This is a genomic window from Crossiella sp. CA-258035, assembly GCF_030064675.1.
In the GTDB taxonomy this organism is placed as follows: domain Bacteria; phylum Actinomycetota; class Actinomycetes; order Mycobacteriales; family Pseudonocardiaceae; genus Crossiella.
In genome coordinates, this window is the sequence record NZ_CP116413.1 from 5,588,023 (window position 1) to 5,610,968 (window position 22,946).

Sequence of the window (22,946 nt, forward strand, 5' to 3'; positions counted from 1 at the left end):
AGGGCTGGCCAGCGGCGGCGTCTAGCATTTCCCGGGTGACCGCCTACGACGATCTTGACGTGTTCGAGCACCTGGACGCCGCCTCGCTGCCGCTGCGGCAGCAGCAGATCCTGGCGACCATCCGGGACTGGGTGCTCCGGCACGGCTACTCGCCGAGCACCCGGCAGATCGGCGAGGCGGTCGGGCTCCAGTCCTCCTCCTCGGTGTCCAAGCACCTGGCCGCCCTGGAGGACAAGGGTTTCCTGCGGCGCGGCGCGGCCATGTCCCGGCCGATCGACGTGCGCGCCTTCCTGCGGGACAGCTCGGCCCGGCGCGATAACGGCGACTCGGTGAGCGTGCCGGTGGTCGGCGACATCGCGGCGGGCACCCCGATCACCGCCGCCGAGCACCTGGACGACCAGCTGACCCTGCCGCGCGAGCTGACCGGCCGGGGCACCGTGTTCGGGCTGCGGGTGCGCGGGGACTCGATGATCGACGCGGCGATCTGCGACGGCGACATCGTGGTGGTGCGCCAGCAGTCCGAGGCGCACTCCGGCCAGATCGTGGCCGCGATGATCGACGAGGAGGCCACGGTCAAGGTGTACCGGCGGCGCGGCGGGCACGTGTACCTGGAGCCGCGCAACCCCGCCTACCAGGTGATCGACGGGGACAACGCGGTGATCCTGGGCACCGTGGTCTCGGTGCTGCGCAGCGTCTGAGCCTCAGGCCGACGGGAGCCCGGCGGCCGCCCGCAGCTCGCCGAAGGCGGCGGCCAGGGCGTCCGCCTGGTAGTGCGCGTTGAGCCCGCTCGGATTGGGCAGCACCCACAGCTTCGAACCGCCGATAATCTCCGTTTGCGGCCCGATGACCGTTTTGGGCCGGTCGAATGCCACCCGGTAGGCGGAAATCCCCACCACTGCCACGTACTCCGGCTGATACCGCTCCGCCAGCGCGGTCAGCTTCCGGCCGCCTTCGCGCAGCTCCTCGCGGGTCAGCTCATCGGCCCGCGCCGAGGCCCGCGCCACGATGTTCGTGATCCCCAGCCCGTAGTCCAGCAGCTCCCACTGCTCGGACGGGTGCAGCTGACGCGGGGTGAAACCGGAGCGGTGCAACGCGGGCCAGAATCGGTTGCCCGGCCGGGCGAAGTGGTGTCCGGTAGCGGCCGAGTAGAGGCCGGGGTTGATACCGCAGAACAGCACCGACAGGCCGGGTCCGACCACGTCGGGCAGGGTCCTGTCATGTGCGGCGGCCAGTTGTTCGGCGGTCGGTTTGGGCACGTCAACCGATATTACCCGCCCGGCGGACCGGAGCAGTCCTGGAATCCCGCCGCGGCCCCTACCAGGTTTCCGCGCGCCGCGCTTGCCTGGAGTGGCACGTTTGCGCCAGCGTCGACCAGCACCACCACCTTGCCAATCCGATTCGCCGCCCACCGCCAGGCCCCGGGCAACCCAATCGGCGCAGCCGAGACCAATTTCGGACCTTTCCGCCCAACTCGGCCACGGCCAGGCGGAGCACCGCGATCCGATTGTCCGTTTTCTCCGCTGCTCATCCCGGCACCTCCCGGCAATGACGATACGCCGGAAGTCGTCACCGCAAAGTAGGGACGCAATGCGAACATCGTCTCCAACCGGACAATGCGCCCATATTCTGTGTATCTCGCCTTCACATTTCCAACGATGGACAAGCGGACCTGAATGGGCGTACCTTCCGAATGGGTTCAGCAATTAGGGGATGTAAGGGGAACCGCATATGGCTGCGGGGAATCGGCGCGTCAACGCCACTCCCACCACGGACAACCGCGCCAGTGACCTGCTGCTTTCAGCGGGCCGTTTCCTGCGTCGCGACGAGACCTCCGCCGACCTGCGCGTCACGTACCGGCGTGGCGGGCGCGACGGCGACTCCTTCTACCGGGACCGGTGGAGCCACGACAAGGTCGTGCCCTCCACCCACGGCGTGAACTGCACCGGCTCCTGCCGGTGGAACGTCTACGTCAAGGACGGCATCATCACCTGGGAGTCCCAGGACGTCGATTACCCCTCGGTCGGGCCGGACCGGCCGGAGTACGAGCCGAGGGGCTGCCCGCGCGGAGCCTCCTTCTCCTGGTACTCCTACTCGCCGCTGCGGGTGCGCTACCCGTACGCCCGCGGCGTGCTGGTGGAGATGTACCGCGAGGGCCTGCGCGTGCACGGCGACCCGGTCGCCGCGTGGGAGTCCATTGTGGACGATCCCATGAAGCGGCACGTCTACCAGCGGGCCAGGGGCAAGGGCGGCCTGGTCCGGGTGAGCTGGGACGAGGCGGTGGACATGGTCGCCGCCGCGCACGTGCACACGCTCAAGCGGCACGGGCCGGACCGGATCGCCGGGTTCTCCCCGATCCCGGCCATGTCCATGGTCTCGCACGCGGTCGGCTCCCGGTTCATGGCGCTGATCGGCGCGCCGATGCTCTCCTTCTACGACTGGTACGCCGACCTGCCGCCGGCCTCGCCACAGGTCTTCGGCGACCAGACCGACGTGCCGGAGTCCGCGGACTGGTGGGACGCCGCCTACCTGATGCTGTGGGGCAGCAACGTCCCGGTCACCCGCACCCCGGACGCGCACTTCATGACCGAGGCCCGCTACCGGGGCCAGAAGGTCGTGGTCTGCTCCCCCGACTACTCCGACGCGACCAAGTTCGCCGACGAGTGGCTGGCCCCGCACCCCGGCACCGACGCCGCGCTGGCGCTGGCCATGGGACACGTGGTGCTGCGCGAGTTCTTCGTGGACGAGCAGGAGCCGTTCTTCGCCGACTACGTGCGCCGCTACACCGACCTCCCGTTCCTGGTCACCCTCACCGAGCGCGCCGCGGGCCTGGTGCCCGGCAAGTTCCTCACCGCCGCCGACCTCGGCTCGGCCGAGCCGGGCGCGGACTGGAAGACCGTGCTGCTGGATGAGAGCACTGGGGAACCCTTGGTGCCCAACGGTTCGCTCGGCTTCCGCTGGCTGGACGAACCCGGCCGGTGGAACCTGGACCTGGCCGGGATCAGCCCCGCGCTGAGCATGACCGGGACCGGCGAGACCGCCGAGATCCTGTTGCCCCGCTTCGACGATCCCACCGGAGCCGCGGAGACCATCCGCCGCGGCGTCCCGGTCCGGCGGGTGGCTGGCCAGCTGGTCACCACGGTCTACGACCTGCTGCTGGCCCAGTACGGCGTGGCCCGCGACGGCCTGCCCGGCGACTGGCCCACCGGCTACGAGGACCCGGACCAGCCCGGCACCCCGGCCTGGCAGGAGGTGGTCACCGGCGTGCCTGCCGAACGGGCCACCCGGATCGCGCGCGAGTTCGCCGACACCGCGATCCGCTCCGAGGGCCGCTGCATGATCGTGATGGGCGCGGGCACCAACCACTGGTTCCACTCCGACCTGGTCTACCGCTCCTTCCTGGCCCTGCTGCTGCTCACCGGCTGCCAGGGCCGCAACGGCGGCGGCTGGGCGCACTACGTCGGGCAGGAGAAGGTCCGCCCGCTCACCGGCTGGGCGACCCTGGCCGGCGCGCTGGACTGGGTCCGGCCGCCGCGGCAGATGATCGGCACCGGCTACTGGTACACCCACACCGGCCAGTGGCGCTACGACCGGGTCACCGCGGACGCGCTCACCTGGCCGGGCGCGGCGGGCACGCTGGCCGGGATGACCGCGGCGGACTGCATGGCCACCTCGGCCCGGATGGGCTGGATGCCCTCCTACCCCACCTTCGACCGCAACCCCCTCGACCTGGTGGACGAGGCCGAAGCCGCGGGCAGCGATCCGGCCGCGCACGTGCTTTCCCAGCTCCGGCAGGGAAAACTAGGCTTCGCCTGCGAGGACCCGGACGCGCCGGAGAACTGGCCGAGGGTGCTCACCGTGTGGCGGGCCAACCTGCTGGGCTCCTCGGCCAAGGGCAACGAGTACTTCCTGCGCCACCTGCTCGGCACCGACGCCAACCTGCGTGCCGCCGAGACCCCGGCGGAGGAGCGGCCGAAGTCGGTGCGCTGGCGGGACAACCCGCCGGAGGGCAAGCTGGACATGTTGCTGGCACTGGACTTCCGGATGACCAGCACCACGCTGTTCGCCGACGTCACACTGCCCGCGGCCACCTGGTACGAGAAGCACGACCTCTCCAGCACCGACATGCACCCCTTCGTGCACTCCTTCAACACCGCGGTCGACCCGCCCTGGCAGGCGCGCACCGACTTCGACGCCTTCCACGCCATCGCCGAACGACTCAGCGAGCTGGCCGAGGACCACCTCGGCACCCGCAAGGACCTGGTGGTCACCGCGCTCCAGCACGACTCACCCGGCGAGGTCGCCCAGCCCGGCGGCGTGCTGCGGGACTGGCGCACCGGCGAGTCCGATCCGGTGCCGGGGGTGAACTTCCCGACGCTGACCGTGGTGGAGCGCGACTACACCGCGGTGGCCGCCAAGCTGGCCGCGCTGGGCCCGCTGCTGGACAAGCTGGGCACCACCACCAAGGGCTACACCGTGGAGGTGGAACCGGAACTGCGCTGGCTGGGCGAGTCCAACGGCCTGGTCGCTGGTGGCCCGGCCGCCGGACGGCCCCGGCTGGACACCGACCGGCGGGCGGCGGACGCGGTGCTCGCGCTCTCCGGCACCACCAACGGCCGGATCGCCGACGAGGGCTTCCGGGTGCTCGGCGAACGCGTCGGCAAACCATTGCGGAAGCTGTCCGAACACCACACCGGGCACCGGATCACCTTCGCCGACACCAGGTCCCGGCCCGCGCCGGTGGTGACCAGCCCGGAGTGGTCCGGCGACGAGGGCGGCGGCAGGCGGTACGCGCCGTTCACCATCAACGTCGAGCAGCTCAAGCCCTGGCACACCCTCACCGGGCGGCAGCACTTCTTCCTCGACCACGACTGGGTGGCCGAGCTCGGCGAACAGCTGCCGCTCTACCGGCCGCCGCTGGACATGCACCGCCTCTACCAGGAACCGCGGATCGGCCCCAACGGCGCCGAGGTCACCGTCCGGTACCTCACCCCGCACTCCAAGTGGTCCATCCACTCCGAGTACCAGGACAACCCGATCATGCAGACGTTGTCCCGAGGCGGACCGGCGTTCTGGATCAGCAAGGCCGACGCCGAGGCGATCGGGGTGGCCGACAACGACTGGGTGGAAGCGGTCAACCGCAACGGGGTCGTGGTGGCGAGGGCGATCGTCTCGCACCGGATGCCCACCGGCACCGTGTTCATGTACCACGCCCAGGAGCGCACGGTGAACGTGCCCAAGAGCGAGACCACCGGCCGGCGCGGCGGCATCCACAACTCGCTGACCCGCGTGCAGATCAAGCCCACCCACCTCATCGGCGGCTACGGGCAGCTCAGCTTCGCCCTCAACTACTACGGCCCGACCGGCAACCAGCGCGACGAGGTCACCGTGCTGCGCCGCCGCTCGCAGGAGGTGACCTACTGATGCGCGTGATGGCACAGCTGGCGATGGTGATGAACCTGGACAAGTGCATCGGCTGCCACACCTGTTCGGTCACCTGCAAGCAGACCTGGACCAACCGCGAGGGCGTGGAGTACGTCTGGTTCAACAACGTCGAGACCAAGCCAGGCCAGGGCTACCCCCGGCGCTACGAGGACCAGGAGCAGTGGCGCGGCGGCTGGGAGCTGGGCCGCAACGGACGGCTCAAGCTCAAGGGCGGCAACCGGTTCTCCCGGCTGCTCAACCTGTTCGCCAACCCGAAGCTGCCCAAGCTCGAGGACTACTACGAGCCCTGGACCTACGACTACCGCAACCTCACCGAGGCCCCGCTGGGCGAGGACACCCCGACCGCGCGGCCGATCTCGGCGATCACCGGCAAGCCGACGAGTCCGAAGTGGGGCCCCAACTGGGAGGACAGCCTGGCCGGCGCGCCGGAGCACGCGCAGTCCGACCCGCTGGTGGAGAAGCTGGGCAAGCAGATCAGCTTCGAGTTCGAGCAGTCGTTCATGTTCTACCTGCCGCGGATCTGCGAGCACTGCCTCAACCCCTCCTGCGTGGCCTCCTGCCCCTCCGGCGCGATCTACAAGCGGGCCGAGGACGGCATCGTGCTGGTGGACCAGGACGGCTGCCGGGGCTGGCGGATGTGCGTGACCGGCTGCCCGTACAAGAAGATCTACTTCAACCACAAGACCGGCAAGGCCGAGAAGTGCACCTTCTGCTACCCGAGGCTGGAGGTCGGGCAGCCCACCATCTGCTCGGAGACCTGCGTCGGGCGGCTGCGCTACATCGGCGTGCTGCTCTACGACGCGGACAAGGTCGGCGAGGCGGCCAGCGTGGCGGACGAGCACCAGCTCTACCAGGCGCAGCTGGACGTCTTCCTCGATCCCAGGGACCCCAGGGTGGTCGCCGCGGCCGACCAGGCGGGCATCCCGCACGACTGGATCCAGGCCGCGCGGCGTTCCCCGGTGCACGAGCTGATCGTGCAGCACCGACTGGCGCTGCCGCTGCACCCGGAGTACCGCACCATGCCGATGGTCTGGTACATCCCGCCGCTCTCGCCGGTGGTGGACGCGCTGGCCGGCACCGGGCACGACGGTGAGGACGCCGGGAACCTCTTCGGCGCCATCGACGCGCTGCGGATCCCGTTGGAGTACCTGGCCGAACTGTTCACCGCGGGCGATGTTGACCCGGTGCGGGCCTCGCTGCGCAAGCTGGCCGCGATGCGCGCGCACATGCGCTCGGTCAACCTCGGCGAGGAGCCGGACGAGCGGGCACTGGCGGTGGCCGGACTGACCCCAGCCAGTGTGCAGTCGATGTACCGGCTGCTGGCCATCGCCAAGTACCAGGACCGGTACGTGGTGCCCACCTCCGGCATCGGCCGGGCGCACGACCTGGAGGGCATCGCCACCACGTGCAGCCTGGACACCGACGGCGGCCCCGGCATGGGCGGCCCCGGCGGCTCCTCGGGCACCGACCTGTTCGTCTGGCGGGACGGCGAGCGCCCGGCCGGGCTGTTCCCCACCCTGGGGCGGGGCCGATGAGGTCGCGGCAGCACCGGCTGTTGCAACGCATCGCCGCGCTGTGCCTGCACTTCCCGGACGCGGAGCTGTTCGCCCAGCTGCCGCTGGCCCGGGCCGCGGCGGCCGAACTCCCTGCCGCGCCAAGGGAAACCGTGCTGGCACTGGTGGACGGCCTGGAACGGCTCGGTCCGGTGGCGGCCGGGGCACGCTACGTCGAGCTGTTCGACACCAAGCCCGGCCGCTGCCTGCACCTGACCTGGTACACCGACGGCGACACCCGCCGCCGCGGCGGTTCGCTGGCCCGGCTCAAGCAGGAGTTCCGGGAGCAGGGCTTCGAGCTCACCGAGGGCGAGCTGCCCGACTACCTGCCGGTGCTGCTGGAGTTCGCCGCGCTCACCGGCACACCCGGCCGGGACCTGCTGGTGGAGTTCCGTCCCGCGATCGACCGCCTGCACCAAGCTCTGTCCACAGTGGACGTCGAGTACACCGGCCTGGTCGGCGCGCTGCTCTCGACGGTTCCGCTGCCCCGCAAGGGGGTTCGCACCGTGTCCGCCACCCCGCCGGTCGAGCAGGTCGGGATGGAACCCGTCCTGCTCGGCTACCCCACCACGCGCGCGGAGAGTCACCGATGACCAACCCGATCGACCTGCTGCTGTGGGTGATCCTGCCCTACCTGGCCATCGCCTCCATGATCGGCGGCACCATCTGGCGGTACCGCCACGACAAGTTCGGCTGGACCACGCGCAGCTCCCAGCTGCACGAGTCGAAGCTGCTGCGCATCGGCAGCCCGCTGTTCCACTTCGGACTGCTCTTCGTCGCCGGTGGCCACGTGATGGGCCTGCTGGTGCCCAAGTGGGTCACCGAATCGCTCGGCGTGGCCGAACACGAGTACCACCTGGTGTCGCTGACCGCGGGCACCATCACCGGCGCGATGACGCTGACCGGGCTGGGCATCCTGCTCTACCGCAGGCTGCGGGTGCCCGCGGTGCGCCGGGCGACTTCAGGCAACGACAAGCTGATGTACCTCGCGCTGGGCGGGGCGATCCTGCTGGGCATGGCCGCGACCGTGCTGACCAACGGCATCGGCGGCGGCTACGACTACCGGGAGACCATCTCGGTGTGGTTCCGCGGCATCTTCCTGCTGCGACCCGATCCCGCGCTGATGGCGGGCGCGCCGCTGAGCTTCCAGCTGCACGTGGTGACCGGGCTGCTGCTGTTCACGCTGTGGCCGTTCAGCCGCCTGGTGCACGCCTTCAGCGCGCCGGTGGCCTACCTGGTGCGGCCGTACGTGGTCTACCGCAGCCGGGACGGCGAGCGGATCGGCGCGCGCACCCCGCACCGAGGGTGGGAGCAGCCCTGATCCGGCTGGCCGTGTCCGCGGGCGTGGTGACCCTGGTGATCGCCGCCGGGGCGATCGTGACCCACCTGCCCATGCTGTTCCCCTCCCTGGGGCCGACGGCGTACCTGCTGTTCGCCACCCCGCTGGCCGAACCGGCCAGTCCGCGCAACACGGTGCTGGGCCACCTCATCGGCGTGCTCGCCGGTGCGGTCGGCCTGGCCGTGTTCGGCCTGCTGCACACCCCGCCGGACCTCACCGCGATCACCTGGCCCAGGGCCGGGGCCGCCGCGCTGGCCCTGGCCCTGACCTGTGGCGGCATGGCCGCGCTCCGGCTGCCGCACCCGCCCGCCGGGGCCACCACGCTGATCGTGGCCCTCGGCCTGCTGCGCTCGCCTGCCGACCTGGCCATGATCATGGTGAGCGTGCTGGCGCTGACCGTGCTGGGCGGCCTGCTCAACCGGGCCCGCGGCATCCGCTACCCGCTGTGGCGGATCCGGCCGGCCGCACCGGCGACCACTGTGGGAACCCACACCGCCGACCCCACCACCGACCCTTGTCCACCCCGCCAGGCCGACGTTAGCGTTCCCGACAATCGTTAAGGCTCTTTACTTCCTCCGCCGCCCCGGAGAACGGAGTCCCCGTGAGTCGACGTGCGGCTGGCCGGATCCTCGGCGTGGTGGCAGCCCTGCTGGCACCACTCGCGACCCCGGCCCTGAGCACCGCCGCGGAAACCGTGGCCGTGCCCTTCGGCAGCCACCGCATCCCCTACACCGCGGGCATGCTGAAGCCGACCGGCAGCCAGTCCACTGTGGACGCCGCGGTAGTGGACTACTACAAGCGCTGGAAGTCGGCGTTCCTGCGGCAGAACTGCGGCAACGGCTGGTACCAGGTGATCTCGCCGGATGCCAAGTTCCCGTACGTGGCCGAGGCCCAGGGCTACGGCATGGTGATCGCGGCGACCATGGCGGGGGCCGACCCGGAGGCGCGGAAGATCTTCGACGGCCTGGTGAAGTGGAAGCTGGACCACCCCTCCGTGTACAACGCCGACCTGCTGGCCGCCGAGCAGGATCCCAGCTGCCGCAGTGTCAACGGCAGCGACAGCGCCACCGACGGTGACCTGGACGTGGCCTACGGCCTGCTGCTGGCCGACCGCCAGTGGGGCAGCTCCGGCACGCACAACTACAAGCAGCTCGCGGTCCGCACCATCAACGCGATCAAGAAGAGCGAGGTCAACCCCGGCACCAAGCTGTTCACCTACGCGGACTGGGTGGACCCGGGCAACGAGCACTACTACGAGTCCCGCAGCTCGGACTGGATGATCGACCACCTGCGCGCCTTCCGCAAGGCCACCGGCGACAGCGCCTGGGACGGCATCCGCACCGCCCACCAGAACCTGATCGGCACCCTGCAGGCCAAGCACTCCCCCACCACCGGCCTGCTGCCGGACTTCGTGGTCAACACCAACGGAACGCCCCAACCCGCCCCCGGCAAGGTCCTGGAAGACCCCAACGACGGCAAGTTCTTCTGGAACGCCTGCCGCACCCCGTGGCGCCTCGGCGCGGACGCGGTCACCAGCGGCGACGCCAAGTCCCTTGCCGCGGCCCGGAAGATGAACGCCTGGATCAGGTCGGCCACCGGCGGCGACCCCGGCAGGATCGCGGTCGGCTACCACCTGGACGGCAGGCCGATCGCCGCCAGCGGGGACAAGGCCGCCTTCTTCGCCCCGTTCGCGGTGGCCGCGATGACCGACCCCGGCAGTCAGGCCTGGCTGGACGCGCTGTGGCGCAAGATGCTGGCCACCCCGATCAACACCAACGGCTACTACGCGGCCAGCATCCAGCTCCAGGCCATGATCACCGTCAGCGGCAACCACTGGGTGCCCTGAGCGGCACTGGCTCAGGCGCTGGGGATGGCCGCGCCGAACAGCTCGTCCCGCACCGCCCCCAGCGCCAGGTCCAGCGCACCGGCCAGCACCGGATTACCCTCCACAGTGGACAGTCGGACCGGCGGCCCCGGAATGGTCAGCGCGTGCAGCTCCCGTTCCACCAGCTCCCGCAACGCTTCCCCACCGGCCAGCGACAAGCCACCGGCCAGCACGATCAGCCCCGGATCCACCACCGCGGTGATCTCGGCCAGCCCCAGCGCGAACCGCGCCGCCACCTCGCGCAGCCCGGCCTCGGCCCGCTGGTCACCCGCGCCCGCCAGCCGGGCCGCGATGGCCACCGACCGGCGGTAGTCCGCCTCGGTGATCCCGTGCCCGGCCAGCAGCTGGCCGATGGCGGGACCACCGGCCAGGGCCTGGTAGCCGTGGTGGCCGAAGCGGCCCACCTCGCGGGCGGTGGGCGCGCCGGGGACGGGCAGGTAGCCGACCTCGCCCGCGCCGCCGGTGACGCCGCGGTGCAGGCGGCCGCCGAGCATCAGGGCGGCGCCCAGGCCCTCGTCGGCCCACAGCAGCACGAAGTCGGCGGTGCCCGCGGCGACGCCGTGGGCCTGTTCGGCCAGTGCGACCAGGTTGACGTCGTTCTCCACCACCACGGGCAGGCCGAGGGCCTCGGTCAGCGCGGGGGTGAGGTCGGGGATGCCCCAGCCGGGCATGTCGTCGTCGGTGGCGTAGTCCAGCTTGCCGGTGGCCGGGTTGACCGCGCCCTGCACGCCGATCACCAAGCGGTTCAGGGCACCCGGCGGCTGGGCCAGGGCCACCGCGGCGCGTAGGCGCTCGGCCAGCGGCGCGGCGGCCTCGACATCGGCGGGCAGGGTGGCCTCGCCGACGACCGTGCCGGTGAGGTCGGCGACCTGCACCGCGATCCGTTCCGGGGTCACGTCCATCGCGGCCACCCCGGCGGCGGCGGCGTTGATCCGGTAGACCTCCGCGCTGCGGCCGGTGCGGCCGGAGCGGGTGCCGTCCCGCACCACCAGCCCGGCCTGTTGCAGGCGCACCAGCAGCTGGGAGGCGGTCGGCTTGGACAGGCCGGTCAGCGCGACGATCTCCGGCCGGGTGAGCGGGCCGGACTCCAGCAGCGCGCGCAGGGTGGCGCGGTCGTTGATCGCCCGCATCAGGCCGGGTGTGCCCCGGACGGGGTTGGTCACGGGCAACCTCCGAAGTAAAGAGTCCTTACTTACCGGACAGTACGGAGCCGGGCGTTGACCGGTCAAGGGCAATGGTTTGCACAACCCCTTGCCCCGTGCGATCTTTTGGAGTTAGGATAGTTTCCTTACTATTCGCTCAAGCTCCACCGAACTGTCGCCTGAATACATCTCGCCGCCTACGACGCCCTGCCCCGTCGCAAACGAGATTCATCAGGAGCACCGATGTCACGTCTCACGGCAGCGTTCGCCGCTGCCGCTCTCACCCTCACCACCCTGTCCGCGCTGGGCACGACCCCCGCGGCCGTGGCCGACCCGAGCGCGGAGGCCGCCCTGCCCGATCTGACCAGCGCCAACCGGCGGGCCCCCATCTCCGGGCTGCCGGACTGGAGCAAGGCGGGCTACCGGGGCGGGGCCGCACTGCCCGGTCCCGGCGACCTCAACGCCAACGCCGCCTGTCAGATCACCAGCGCCGAACTGGCCACCCAGTACGGCGTCAAGACCGACGGCAGCGATGCCACCACCGGTCTGCAGAAGGCGATCGACGACATCCGCACCCAGTGCTCGCCGAGCGCGGGGTACCACAAGCTGTCCTCGATCACCCTGCCGGAGGGCAGGATCACCGTGACCCGCCAGCTGGGCGTGGACGCGGACTACCTGCTGATCAAGGGCGCCGGGCGGGGCAGGACCTCGCTGGTGTTCCGGCCGGATGCCAACACCCGTTACGACGCGCTGACCGAGGACGGCAGCGACTGGGACGAGGACGGCATGGTGCACGGCGCGGGCAAGGGCGGCTGGATGTGGCCCGGCCGCGGCCTGCTGCGGGTGCAGACCCGTGAGGTCTCACCGAAGTACGCCGCCGACCACAAGTCCGCGCCGGCCAACCGCAAGGACATCTTCGAAGGCAGCATCAACCAGCACTGGGCCTCCGGCCTCCCGCTGCGCGAGGGTTCGGCCCTGGGCGCCAGGGACATCAAGCTGGCCAAGAACGCCGACATGAGCAAGTTCAAGGCCGGCGGCTACCTGTGGGTCGGCGCGGCCAACACGGTCAAGTTCTACCAGCAGCAGACCGTGACCAACACCGCGCAGTACCTGAACCTGCACATGCGCCAGCAGATCTTCCAGATCTCCTCGGTGGACACCGCGGGCAAGAACCTCACCATCGACAAGCCGCTGGAGTACGACCTCCCGCTCAACTCCACCTCCGACGGCTCCCCCGCCATCGGCGGCAAGGCCTACCCGAGCCGGGTCACCCCGCTCAAGGTGGTGCAGGGCGTGGGCATCGAGGACCTGACCATCACCCAGGAACTCAACGGCATGCCCAAGCACGGCGGCGGCACGTACAACGTGAGCAAGGCCGACGCCACCCAGAACTACGGCAACGTGGCCCCGGAGTACGAGATGCACGGCATCGTGCTCAAGTGGGCGGCCAACACCTGGATCCGCCGGGTGGGCGCGGAGATGACCGGCTCGCACCCGATCGTCACCGAGAGCGCCAAGAACATCCAGGTCCAGGAGTCCTATCTGGACGGTTCGTGGAACAAGGGCAAGGGCGGCAACGGCTACTTCCGCGGCTCGCGGGTGTGGGACTCGCTCTACGCCTACAACACCACCAGGAACCTGCGGCACTTCACCTTCCAGTGGTCGGCCTCCAACAACGTGGTGGTGGGCAACGACTTCGACTCCGACCTGAACGTGCACGGCGGCTGGGAGCGCCGGAACCTGTTCGAGAACAACAAGGTCACGGTGCCGTTCGAGCACGCCTCCAAGAACTGCAAGAGCAACTGCGGCGAAGAGGGCGGCGGCGGGCCGGATGACTCCACCTGGTACCCGATCTGGTGGGCCGCGGGCCCCAAGGCGGCCAAGTGGTCCGGCTCCAGTGGCGCGCAGAACGTCTTCTACCGCAACGAGATGAGCAAGCAGACCAGCAAGGGCGGCCCGTTCCAGCCGTACTACGGGGACAAGGACCGGATCTTCCAGTTCGGCTCGGACGCCGCGGATGCCAGCAAGTTCAGGCACCTCAGCGCCAACGGCACGACCATCCCGGACTGGGCGAGCAAGGAGACGGTGGACTTCACCAAGAACAACTCCGGGGTCAACGCCTCCCGGACCGACTCCTCCGGCTCGCTGTTCCTGAAGAACCTCGGCCGCGCGGGCACTTTCGGCGCGGACGCGGTCCAGGGCGCGCTGGTGGACGTCTCCACCGCCGAACAGCTCAAGGCGGCGCTGGCCAACGCGAAGCCGGGCGACACCATCCGGCTGGCCACCGGTGAGTACCGCGGCTCCTTCGTCACCACCAAGGCGGGCACCGCGTCCAGCCGGATCACCCTGACCGGCCCGGCGAACGCGGTGCTGGTCAACGACGGCCCCTCCGGCACCGCGCCGTCCTGCCCGGTGCCCACCGCGGGCTGGGACTCCGGCTACGGCCTGTGGCTGTTCAACGCGCCCTACTGGAACCTGACCGGCTTCACGGTCAAGGACGCCAAGAAGGGCATCATCCTGGACAACTCGCAGCACGTGACCCTGGACAAGGTGCACGTGCACCACGTGGACGAGGAAGCGGTGCACTTCCGCCGGTCCTCGGCCGACGGAGTGATCAAGAACTCCAGGATCACGCACGCCGGCCTGGTCCAGCCCAGCTACGGCGAGGGCGTCTACATCGGCTCGGCGAACTCGAACTGGAAGTGCCACGGCAACACCGGTGGCGCGGACCGCTCGGACCGGGTCAGCGTGCTGGACAACCAGATCGGGCCGGAGGTGGCGGCCGAGCACATCGACGTCAAGGAAGGCACCAGCGGCGGGATCATCCGCGGCAACACCTTCAACGGCACCGGGATCAAGGGCCAGAACTCGGCTGACTCCTGGGTCGACGTCAAGGGCACCGGCTACCTGATCGAGAACAACACCGGCACCTTCAGCAAACCCGGTGTCTTCGCCAACGGCTACGAGACGCACAACCCGTCCAGCAGCCCGTCCTTCCCGAACGGCTGCGGCAACACCTGGAAGAACAACAGGTCCGACCTCGGCGGGGCCGGCAAGTACGCCATCAGCATCACCTCGACGTCCAAGTGCAAGGACAACCCGAACGTGGTGTACGCCTCCAACACGGTCAGCAACGCCACCACCGGGCTGACCAACATCAAGGTGACGCCGTAACCCGGCTGCTCACCGCGCGCGGCCGGGACGCTCAGCGTTCCGGCCGCGCGGCTCCTCCGGCGGAAGCGGACGATCGGGACTTCTCAGTCCACAGTGGACAGGCTGATTGCGATGGCGGAAACCGGCGGGGAATGATGGCGGCCATGACGTGGTGGAAGACCGTGGCCGTGCTGTCCTGCACGGTGGCCAGCGTGCTCGCCGGTTCGGCCCAGGCGGTGGCCGCGCCGGATCGCCCAGGCGCGCACTGCCCGCAGCTGGATCCCGCGCTGCCCTGGCACGGCGACAACCGGGCCAGGTTGCAGCGGATGATCGACGAGCGCGGTTCCTGCGCCGGGCGGTCGGGTCCGCGGCCGGTGGCGGTGTTCGACTGGGACAACACCGTGATCAAGAACGACATCACCGACGCCACCCTGGCCTGGGCGCTCCGGCACGACAAGATCCTGCGCCCGCAGAGCTGGCTCGCGACCAGCAGGTGGCTCTCCGCCGCCGCGGATCAGGCGCTGACCGCGGCCTGTGGCACCGCCGTGCCGGTCGGAGGGCCGCTGCCCACCTCGCGGAACACCGCCTGCGCCGACGAGATCATGGAGATCAGGGAGAAGTCCCGGACCATGGGCGGCGCGGCCGCCTTCACCGGCGAGTGGAACCACCGGCGCACCGAACCCTCCTACGGCTGGATCCCCTCGCTGTTCGCCGGGCACACCCCAGGGGCGCTGACCGCCTTCGCCCGGCTGGCCCGCGCGGAGCAGCTGCGCGCGCCGGTGGGCGCCAAGCAGACCGTCGGCACGCACACCATCGCCGGTTACATCCGCTACTACCCGCAGCAGAAGGACCTGATCCGCACGCTCAAGGCGGCCCGGTTCGAGGTCTACGTGGTCTCCGCCTCGGCCGAGGCGATCGCCGAGGCCTGGGCCGACGGGGCAGGCCTGGACCGCGCGCACACCATCGGCATCCGCAGCCGGACCCGGCACGGCAGGCTCACCACCGAGCTGCTCGGCTGCGGCGGCGACCCGGCCGCGCTGCCCTACATCGACGGCAAGCGCTGCGTGGTCAACCAGGAGATCTTCCGGGTCGAGGGCGCGGCCGCCTGGGAACAGCAGGACGCCACCCGGCGGATCGCGCTGGGCGCTGGCGACGCGGACACCGACGTGACCTTCGTCGGCGATGCCACCGGCGCGCACCTGGCGCTCAACCGCAACAAGACCGAGCTGATGTGCCGGGCCTACGACAACGCCGACGGCCGCTGGCTGCCCAACCCGATGTTCCTCGACCCGCTGCCCGCCAAGGCAGGCCCCTACCCCTGCTCGACCGCGGGCGCGGTGCGCGCGGACGGCAGCCGCGGCCCGCTGCTGCGCGCGGACGGCGCGGTGGTCGCCGACCAGGCGGATCGGGCGCACGGCTGACAGAAATGCGTACTTGCGCGGCCCGAAGTATTGGCTCCGCGCCGTGACCGGTGCAGGCCAGCCGGTTGACGTCGCGGGTCACCCATAGGCCGAGCTGATCCGGGGAAAGCCGGAAAGACGACCAGCAGAATGGGACACCGGCGGCTGTCAGCAAACCGCCACACGCATTCTCTCCACCGGTGCGGCAAGTAAAGGATGTGCGGACTTCGCCATTCTCACCGTGGGAGACAACCATGGCCGCACCCGCATGCGCCGACACCCGTCCGGACCGGCTGGAATCCCTGACCGGGCTACGCGCGATCGCCGCCCTCGCCGTGTTCATCACGCATTGCCTGATCGGCCTCAATTTCGGGCACGGCGAGGGCGCCGCCTACCTCGGGCTCTCCCAGCTCTTCTCCTATGCCGCGGTGTCGCTGTTCTTCGTGCTCTCCGGATTTGTGCTGACCTGGTCGGTGCAGCCCAGCGACAGCGCCACCCGGTTCTGGCGACGACGTTATGTCCGTGTTTTCCCGAACCACGTGCTGGTGTTAGGGCTGACCCTGCTGTTCATGGTGTTCTGGGGAGCCAACTCCAGCCTGCCCAGCCTCACTGAGGAAATCGGCCTCGGCCCGGCACTGGCGCAGGTGTTCCTGGTGCACGTGTGGTACCCGAGCTCGGCCTACCTCGGTTTCGCCAGCGCGATCACCTGGTCGCTGGCCTGCGAGGTGTTCTTCTACTTCTGCTTCCCGCTGCTGCACCGGATCGTGTCCAGGATTCCGGCGCGGCGGCTGTGGCTGACCGCGGTCGCGGTGTTCGCCGCCGGACTGTCCTTTGTGGCCTTCGCGGACAACTTCCTCGGTGGCCAGAACATCACCGAGAGCGACGCCGCGCTCTCCCTGTCGCTGGAACAGCTGTGGCTGACCTACTTCTTCCCGCTGAGCAGGCTGCCGGAGTTCATCCTCGGCATGCTCATGGCGCGCCTGCTGCGCGAGGGCAGGCTGACCGGGCTGCGACTGCGGCACACCGCCTGGCTGCCGCTGCTGCCGATCCTGGCCTGCCCGTTCCTGCCGCCCACCTACGCCTTCGGCGCCATCCACGGGCTGAGCTGCGCCCTGCTGGTGGCCGCGGCCGCCGCCACCGACCTGCGCGGGGACCGCTCGGTGTTGCGCGGCCGGGCCATGGTCTACCTGGGCGACCGGTCCTTCGCCTTCTACACCGTGCACCTGCTCACCATCGCGGTGCTGCTGGAGTTCGTGGTGGGCACACCGCCCACAGTGGACACCGGCGAGGGCCTGCTGATCTCGGTCGGCCTGTTCCTGCCCTGCGCCGCGCTGGCCGCCTGGCTGTTGCACCGCTACGTGGAGGTGCCGCTGGTCCGCCGGTTCTCCGCGCCCGTCCAGCAGGTGGGACGCGAGCGAGTGCCTTTCCCAGCTTTGTGACTCACCGCTGGTCAGCACCACAACCCGGCACGGCCCCGGACCTGGGCTCTCGCCGGTGCAACCGCCGATCGGCCTGAACTGCTTTGAACAGAGTGCGCCGAACTGAACGCCACTTGAAATGCGCGCCATTCCTTGTGGCCACAACAAAACGCAGACTCTGCGGACACAGCGCCACACCAGCCCCTGCGGGATGACGAGGGCTCATCCCTTGGTGTGCGCGCTGGGCATCAAGGAGGATTCATGTCGGATCGAGTCTGGCGTTCCCTGCGCGCCGGGGTCACGGTCACCATCGCGGCCACCGCGGTGCTGGCCGGCCCCAGCGCCGCCGCCGCTCCGGAGCTGGACGGCGCGACCGCGGCCGCGGTGGACCACCTGGTCGCGGGCGGCCTGGACCGGGACACCGCGGTGCGCCGGATCACCACCCAGGACTCGTTGTCCCGCACCGCACAGCGGCTCACCGCCGAACTGGGCGCGCGGGCCGGCGGGGCCTTCCTGGAGGCGGGCAGCCTGGTGGTCGCGGTCACCGATGACGCGGCAGCCAAGGTGGCAGAAGCGGCTGGCGCCAAGGCCAAGCGGGTCGTCAATGGCGCGGCGGAGCTGGCCTCGGCCAAGCAGGCCGTGCGCAAGCTGCTGGCCGGCGTCCGGGGCAGCACCAGCCACACCGACGTCGTGAACAACACCGTGGTCGCCACCATCCCGGCCGGCGCGGCGCACGATGCCGTTGCCGCGCAGGCGGATGCGATCAACGGCGTGCAGGTCCGGCGCAGCGCGGGCAAGGCGAGCAAGCAGGCCAACCTCTACGGCGGCCAGCAGATCGAGTTCAGCGTGGGCGGCGGCAACTACGTGTGCTCGGTCGGTTTCACCGCCACCGACCGCGACCGCAGGCCGGTCATGATCACCGCCGGGCACTGCGCGGACGGCATCAACGACGGCGAGTTCCGCCGCAACGGCGCCTACCTCGGCACGGTGCGGGCGCACAGCTTCCCCACCAACGACTACGCCTACTCCTCGCTGTCCGCGGACTGGACCGCGCAGGCGTCGGTGACCAAGTACAACGGCACCGCGGTCCGGGTCACCGGGCACGGGGTGGCCGCGCCGGGCAGCACCATCTGCAAGTCCGGCCGCACCACCAACTGGACCTGCGGCGAGGTGGAGTCGCTGGACGTCACGATCAACTACGACGACGGCACCACGGTGGAGGAGATGACCCAGGCCAGCGTGTGCACCGAGGGCGGCGACAGCGGCGGCTCCTGGATGGCGGGCAACACCGCGCAGGGCGTCACCAGCGGCGGCATCGGCTACTTCATCAAGGACACCAACGGTGACGGCCGGATCGACAACAAGGACAAGGCGTTCTGCGGCGAGAAGGCCGGCGAGCCGAACGTGGCCTACTTCCAGCCGATCGGCGAGGTGCTCAACGCCTACGGCCTCACCCTGAAGACCAGCTGACCCAGCCCGGTGGGGACCCGCGTGGTCCCCACCGGTTTCAGCGTGCGGCTGCTCCCAGCAGCAACCGGATGATCACCACGGCCTTCTCCGTCTCCGGCTCGGCCCCGGTGATCATGTCGCTCCACACGAAGGACTCGCAGATCCGCACGACCACATAGGACAGGTCGGCCAGGTCCACCTCCGGCCGCAGGTCCAGCCCGGCCAGCAGCTCCGCGCACCAGTCGATCACCCGGCCCTGCACGATGCCGTGCTTGGAGGTCATCAGCCGCAGCGCGTACTCCGGATCGTCGGAGAGCAGGCGGCGCAAGGTCTTGAAGGTGCGGAACTGGGCGATGCAGGAGCCGATCACCTCGGTGACGTAGTCCACGCCGCTGCCGCTGATGCCGGCCTTGGTGCGGTTGAGCTGGTCCTCGGTCAACGACCAGATCACCTCGCCGAGCAGCTGCTCCCGGTTGCCGCACCAGCGGTACAGCGTCGCCCGGCTCACCCCGAGCTCCTCAGCCAACTGCACCATGTCCACCCGGCGGCCGTCCAGGAACCAGGACCTGGCCAGCCGGAAGGCGTCCACCGGGGTCGCCTTGGCCGCGAGACCGCCACCGGCGAGCGCCCGGCTCAGCGGTGTCTCCTGGGCGGCGCGGGATCTGGCCGGCATGCGGACATCCTACTTCGGGTCTCACCGCGACACACTCCGCCGATCTGCCTCGCCACGGGACACCGACTGCTCCTGAAGACGCGGTCGAACAGCTCAGCAGCAGGGCTGCACCTCGGCCCCGGTGAGCAGCTGGTGCACGTTCACCTTGCGCATCGGGTCCAGCCGGTCCAGCCGGTCGGCCAGCGCCGGGCCGCCGACGCCCTCGCGCAGCAGCCGGCTCATCAGCTCCACCACCACCGGCACGGTCCTGGCCAGCAGCACCGGCATCAGGAACCGCTCCTCCCCCTCCCGCAACAGTTCCCGGCCCAGCGCCCGCGCCAGGAACTGGGCCAGCGCGCGGCGGCGGGCGGTCTCGCCGACCCGGACCCTGGCCGCGGTGTCCGCGATCACCGACAGGTCCACCAGCCGGTCGCCGGCGTGCAGCTCGTCGAAGCCGAGGATGGCCAGCACCTGCGGTTCGCGGCCGCCGGAGAGCAGCACGTTGTCATCGTGCGGGGCGCCGTGCACCACCGAGGCCGGGGGCCTGCGCTGCGCGGCGGTGGCCAGCACCGGCCCGGCGGCCAGCACCCCGCGCAGCACCGAGGTGGCGGTCCAGCCCCAGACGTCCGGCCTGCGCTCGGCGGCGGGCAGCAGGTGCCTGGCCCGGACCACCGCCGCCCGCCAGTCCCTGGCCGGGGAGGCGGCCGGGATCGCGGCCAGGCCGCGCAGCAGTTCCGGGGGCACCTCGTCCAAGCCCTCCCGCAGGTCCAGTGCGGCGGTGATCATCACGTCCACCTGGGGTGGGGCGAACTGGTTGGGCACCGCGCCCTTGACCGCGGGGGTGAGCTCGGCGGCCAGCCCGTCCAGCCAGGCCACCGGCTCGCCCTCGGTGGTGGGCACCGGCGGCAGCACGGGCAGGCCGCGGGACTGGCAGCTGGTCAGCACCCGGCGGCGCAGCGCGTACCGGGTCTCGGCCCAGGAGTCGTCGTGGTGGCCGCGCAGGGTGAGCACGTGCGCGCCGTCGTCACCGGGCGCCAGCCAGGTCTCGTACAGGGTGCTGGCCGCCCAGCGGGGCAACCGTTGCGGCGGCAGGCCGTTCCAGTGCCCGGGCCAGTGCCTGCCCAGCAGCTGGCGGATCCGGGCCACCTCGGTCATCTGGCGCTCCGGCGCAGCCGCGCGGCCAGGTCCTGCCAGGACCTGGCCGCGCCGGTGGCCAGTTCGGCCAGCTCGGCGCGGTGGTACTCCGGCACGCTGGCCACCACCAGGTCCAGCGCGCTCGCCGAGGGCGCCGCGTCCAGCCAGCGCAGCAGCGCCCGGCCCGCCTCGGTGAACCGCAGCGCGGGATCGGCGCGCAGGGCCCGCAGCACGCTCTCCCGGTCCACCGGCGCGGGCGGGCGCGCGATCCGGGAGCGGACCCCGGCCGGCACCGGGTCCTGGCCGGCCCGCAGCCGCCTGCGCACGTCCTGCGCGGTGGACACCGCCACCCCGGCGGCCCTGGCCACCTCCCGCAGCGAGGCACTGGGCCGCTCGGCGAACAGCTTCCCGGCCTTGCGGCGGCCGTCCGCGCTGTTCACCGGCCTGGCCCTGCCGTCGCGGCCGATCCGCGTGGCCGGGTGGTCCGCCTGCTCGTCCCGCTGCCGGATACCGGCCACCGTGCCCGGGGAGAGCCCGGTGACCTTGGCGATCAGCCGGTCCGACCACTCGGGGTGGCTGCGCAGGATCCGGCCGGCCGCGGCACTGCGGTCGGCGGCGGTCAGCGGCAGGCCGTGGCTGATGTTGGCCCGCACCGCGAGCACGAAGGCGTCCCGTTCGCTGCCGTCGAAGAAGCAGGCCGCCACCTCGACCCGGCCACGGGCCACCGCGGCGAGCAGCCGGTGCATGCCGTCGATGACCCGCATCGACTCCCGGTGCACCAGGATCGGCGGCAGCTCGGCCAGGCTGTCGGCCAGCAGCCGCACGTGCCCGGCGTCCTCACCCGCCCGGCGCGGCGACATCGACCCGGCCCGCAGCGCGGCCACCGGCACCCATCGCACCGGTAACTCGGCCAAGTCCAGCTCCGGCCAGGACGCCGTGCGGGCCGTCTGGTCCCGCCACCCCAGGTTCATGAGACGTCTATAGCAATCGTCTCACTTTTGAGTCCACAATCAACAAACTCCTGAAACGAGACATGAAGGTATCTCGTCTTGTTTTGTCGATCAGGCGACCTAGAACCAGTGCAGGCAGTGCGGGGCGCGGTCGGCGCGGAAGAGCACGTCGGCGCGTGCGGCCGCCTCCGGGTGGTGGGCTTGGATGTGCCCGGCGCGGACCAGCAGGCTCGGGGCGGTGCCGCCGAGGTAGATCGAGCCCAGGTCGCTGACGTCCAGGGACAGGTCGGGCGCCCGGTCGGTCGGCAGGCACTCGGCCTTGCCGTCCCGGACGGTGAGCAGGTAGCGGCCGCGCTCGCCGAGGGCCGGGTCGTCCACGTCGAGCACCAGCTCGCCGTCGGCGAACCAGCCGCGCGCGGTCAGCGCCCGAGGGATGTCCAGCAGCCGCACCCAGAGCCAGTCGGTGTCCTGGGTGACCTCGCCCGCGCGGAAGTCCGCGAGCTGCCAGCGCAGCGGATGGCCGGGCGGGACGTGCTTGACCACGACCTGGGCGATGAGGTCGTGGCCGAGGGCGAACCGGGCCAGGGCGGTGAAGACCGCGTCGTCGGTGGTGATGATCTCGTCGACGGTCAGCGTCCCGGACTCGGCGAGGGAGTAGCTGGCGTAGCCGTCCGGCACACCCCCGTCGTCCCGGTGCACCGCGATGAAGCGCGGCGTGGCGGAGATCGGCGGCTGTCCCGCGCCCGAGGCCCACCAGTGGGGCGGGCGGGACAGCGCGCCCGGTTGCCAGCGGCGGTACCGGTCGTAGACCTCTGCCAGGATCTGGCCGCAGTCGGCCCGCGGCAACAGCTCGATGGAGCCGGTCGCCGTGCCGCCCGCCCTGGGCGGCGCGAAGGCGGCTCGGTGGCGCGACACGGTGATCCGCTGGGTGTAGGTGGCCGGTCCGTAGCCGAACCTGCGGTAGATCACCGCTTCGGAGGACAGCAGCACGGCGAGGAAGTCGCCCCGCGCGCGCAGGTCGGTGAGCTGACGCCGCATCAGCGCGCTGAGCACGCCCTGCCGCCGGTGCGAGGGCAGCACGCCGACGGCGGTCACCCCGGCGGCTGGGGCGAGGACCTGGCCGGGCAGGGTGAGCTCGAAGGAGTACGCGGCGGTGGTGCCGACCGGCCGTCCGTCCTCGGTCACCGCGCGCAGGCAGCGGTCGAGCTCCAGCGCGGACCACATCGGACCGCCGGTCGGGGTGTCCGGGAAGCGGCCGAACGCGGCGTGGATCGTGCTGATGAAGCCCGCAAGATCCTCATCAGTGGTGGCCCGGATCTCCATTGCTGCGGCTGCCTCCTCGGAAAAGGTGTCCGGCCCAGTGCAGTCCCGGCCCGTGGTCAGGTCAAGCGAATTGCCGCGTCCACTACAGTCCCCGAGTAAGGGTTAC

The 22,946-nt window shown here is 70.9% G+C and carries 17 protein-coding genes; 11 read left to right on the forward strand and 6 right to left on the reverse strand.

What is annotated here, in order from left to right; genetic code table 11:
- Nucleotides 1-35 precede the first annotated feature (35 nt).
- Nucleotides 36-698 (forward strand): transcriptional repressor LexA, encoded by a 663-nt coding sequence (gene lexA / locus N8J89_RS25560; RefSeq protein ID WP_283659548.1) that lies wholly within the window; start codon nt 36-38, stop codon nt 696-698.
- Nucleotides 699-701: 3 nt separating this feature from the next.
- On the opposite strand, the gene mug is transcribed toward lexA, so the two are convergent.
- Nucleotides 702-1,256: a G/U mismatch-specific DNA glycosylase gene (gene mug, locus N8J89_RS25565; protein WP_283659549.1), complete on the reverse strand. Its 555-nt coding sequence runs from the start codon at nt 1,254-1,256 to the stop codon at nt 702-704.
- A 472-nt stretch (nt 1,257-1,728) separates the two neighbouring features.
- Here mug and N8J89_RS25570 point away from each other — a divergent pair, with 472 nt between their 5' ends.
- Genes N8J89_RS25570 through N8J89_RS25595 form a run of 6 tightly spaced genes read left to right on the forward strand, consistent with a single transcriptional unit; the run spans nt 1,729 to nt 10,180 of the window.
- Nucleotides 1,729-5,421, forward strand: a complete 3,693-nt coding sequence (locus N8J89_RS25570) for a nitrate reductase subunit alpha (RefSeq protein ID WP_283659550.1) — start codon at nt 1,729-1,731, stop codon at nt 5,419-5,421.
- Nucleotides 5,421-6,977: a nitrate reductase subunit beta gene (gene narH / locus N8J89_RS25575; RefSeq protein WP_283659551.1), complete on the forward strand. Its 1,557-nt coding sequence runs from the start codon at nt 5,421-5,423 to the stop codon at nt 6,975-6,977. Before N8J89_RS25570 ends, narH begins: the two co-directional genes overlap by 1 nt.
- Complete coding sequence (gene narJ / locus N8J89_RS25580; protein WP_283659552.1) at nt 6,974-7,588, forward strand: nitrate reductase molybdenum cofactor assembly chaperone; 615 nt, start codon at nt 6,974-6,976, stop codon at nt 7,586-7,588. Before narH ends, narJ begins: the two co-directional genes overlap by 4 nt.
- Complete coding sequence (gene narI, locus N8J89_RS25585) at nt 7,585-8,316, forward strand: respiratory nitrate reductase subunit gamma (protein WP_283659553.1); 732 nt, start codon at nt 7,585-7,587, stop codon at nt 8,314-8,316. The genes narJ and narI overlap by 4 nt, the downstream gene beginning before the upstream one ends.
- On the forward strand, nt 8,301-8,894 hold the full coding sequence (locus N8J89_RS25590; RefSeq protein ID WP_283659554.1) for an HPP family protein: 594 nt from the start codon (nt 8,301-8,303) through the stop codon (nt 8,892-8,894). The genes narI and N8J89_RS25590 overlap by 16 nt, the downstream gene beginning before the upstream one ends.
- Nucleotides 8,895-8,935: 41 nt before the next feature.
- Nucleotides 8,936-10,180, forward strand: a complete 1,245-nt coding sequence (locus N8J89_RS25595; RefSeq protein WP_283659555.1) for a family 8 glycosyl hydrolase — start codon at nt 8,936-8,938, stop codon at nt 10,178-10,180.
- Nucleotides 10,181-10,191: 11 nt separating this feature from the next.
- On the opposite strand, the gene N8J89_RS25600 is transcribed toward N8J89_RS25595, so the two are convergent.
- A complete protein-coding gene (locus N8J89_RS25600; protein WP_283659556.1) occupies nt 10,192-11,382 on the reverse strand; it encodes an ROK family transcriptional regulator in 1,191 nt (396 codons plus the stop codon).
- A gap of 222 nt (nt 11,383-11,604) precedes the next feature.
- Between N8J89_RS25600 and N8J89_RS25605 the strand changes: the two genes are divergently transcribed.
- From N8J89_RS25605 to N8J89_RS25620, 4 genes are all read left to right on the forward strand, one after another.
- Nucleotides 11,605-14,535, forward strand: coding sequence for a right-handed parallel beta-helix repeat-containing protein (locus N8J89_RS25605; protein WP_283659557.1), 2,931 nt, complete (start codon nt 11,605-11,607; stop codon nt 14,533-14,535).
- Nucleotides 14,536-14,678: 143 nt separating this feature from the next.
- Nucleotides 14,679-15,935: a haloacid dehalogenase-like hydrolase gene (locus N8J89_RS25610; protein ID WP_283659558.1), complete on the forward strand. Its 1,257-nt coding sequence runs from the start codon at nt 14,679-14,681 to the stop codon at nt 15,933-15,935.
- Nucleotides 15,936-16,168: 233 nt separating this feature from the next.
- Entirely contained in the window at nt 16,169-17,353 is a 1,185-nt protein-coding gene (locus N8J89_RS25615; RefSeq protein WP_283659559.1) for an acyltransferase family protein, read from the forward strand.
- Between the two features lie 240 nt (nt 17,354-17,593).
- Nucleotides 17,594-18,802 carry a S1 family peptidase gene (locus N8J89_RS25620; protein WP_283659560.1) on the forward strand — a complete coding sequence of 403 codons (1,209 nt, stop codon included), beginning with the start codon at nt 17,594-17,596 and terminating at the stop codon, nt 18,800-18,802.
- 37 nt (nt 18,803-18,839) lie between these two features.
- On the opposite strand, the gene N8J89_RS25625 is transcribed toward N8J89_RS25620, so the two are convergent.
- The 4 genes from N8J89_RS25625 to N8J89_RS25640 all read right to left on the reverse strand — a co-directional run bounded on the left by N8J89_RS25625 (nt 18,840) and on the right by N8J89_RS25640 (nt 22,840).
- Nucleotides 18,840-19,454, reverse strand: coding sequence for a QsdR family transcriptional regulator (locus tag N8J89_RS25625; protein WP_283659561.1), 615 nt, complete (start codon nt 19,452-19,454; stop codon nt 18,840-18,842).
- Nucleotides 19,455-19,547: 93 nt separating this feature from the next.
- On the reverse strand, nt 19,548-20,588 hold the full coding sequence (locus tag N8J89_RS25630; protein ID WP_283659562.1) for a phosphotransferase: 1,041 nt from the start codon (nt 20,586-20,588) through the stop codon (nt 19,548-19,550).
- Nucleotides 20,585-21,538, reverse strand: a complete 954-nt coding sequence (locus tag N8J89_RS25635) for a ParB/RepB/Spo0J family partition protein (protein WP_283659563.1) — start codon at nt 21,536-21,538, stop codon at nt 20,585-20,587. The genes N8J89_RS25630 and N8J89_RS25635 overlap by 4 nt, the downstream gene beginning before the upstream one ends.
- A 99-nt stretch (nt 21,539-21,637) precedes the next feature.
- Nucleotides 21,638-22,840 carry a GNAT family N-acetyltransferase gene (locus N8J89_RS25640; RefSeq protein WP_283659564.1) on the reverse strand — a complete coding sequence of 401 codons (1,203 nt, stop codon included), beginning with the start codon at nt 22,838-22,840 and terminating at the stop codon, nt 21,638-21,640.
- Nucleotides 22,841-22,946: the final 106 nt, after the last annotated feature.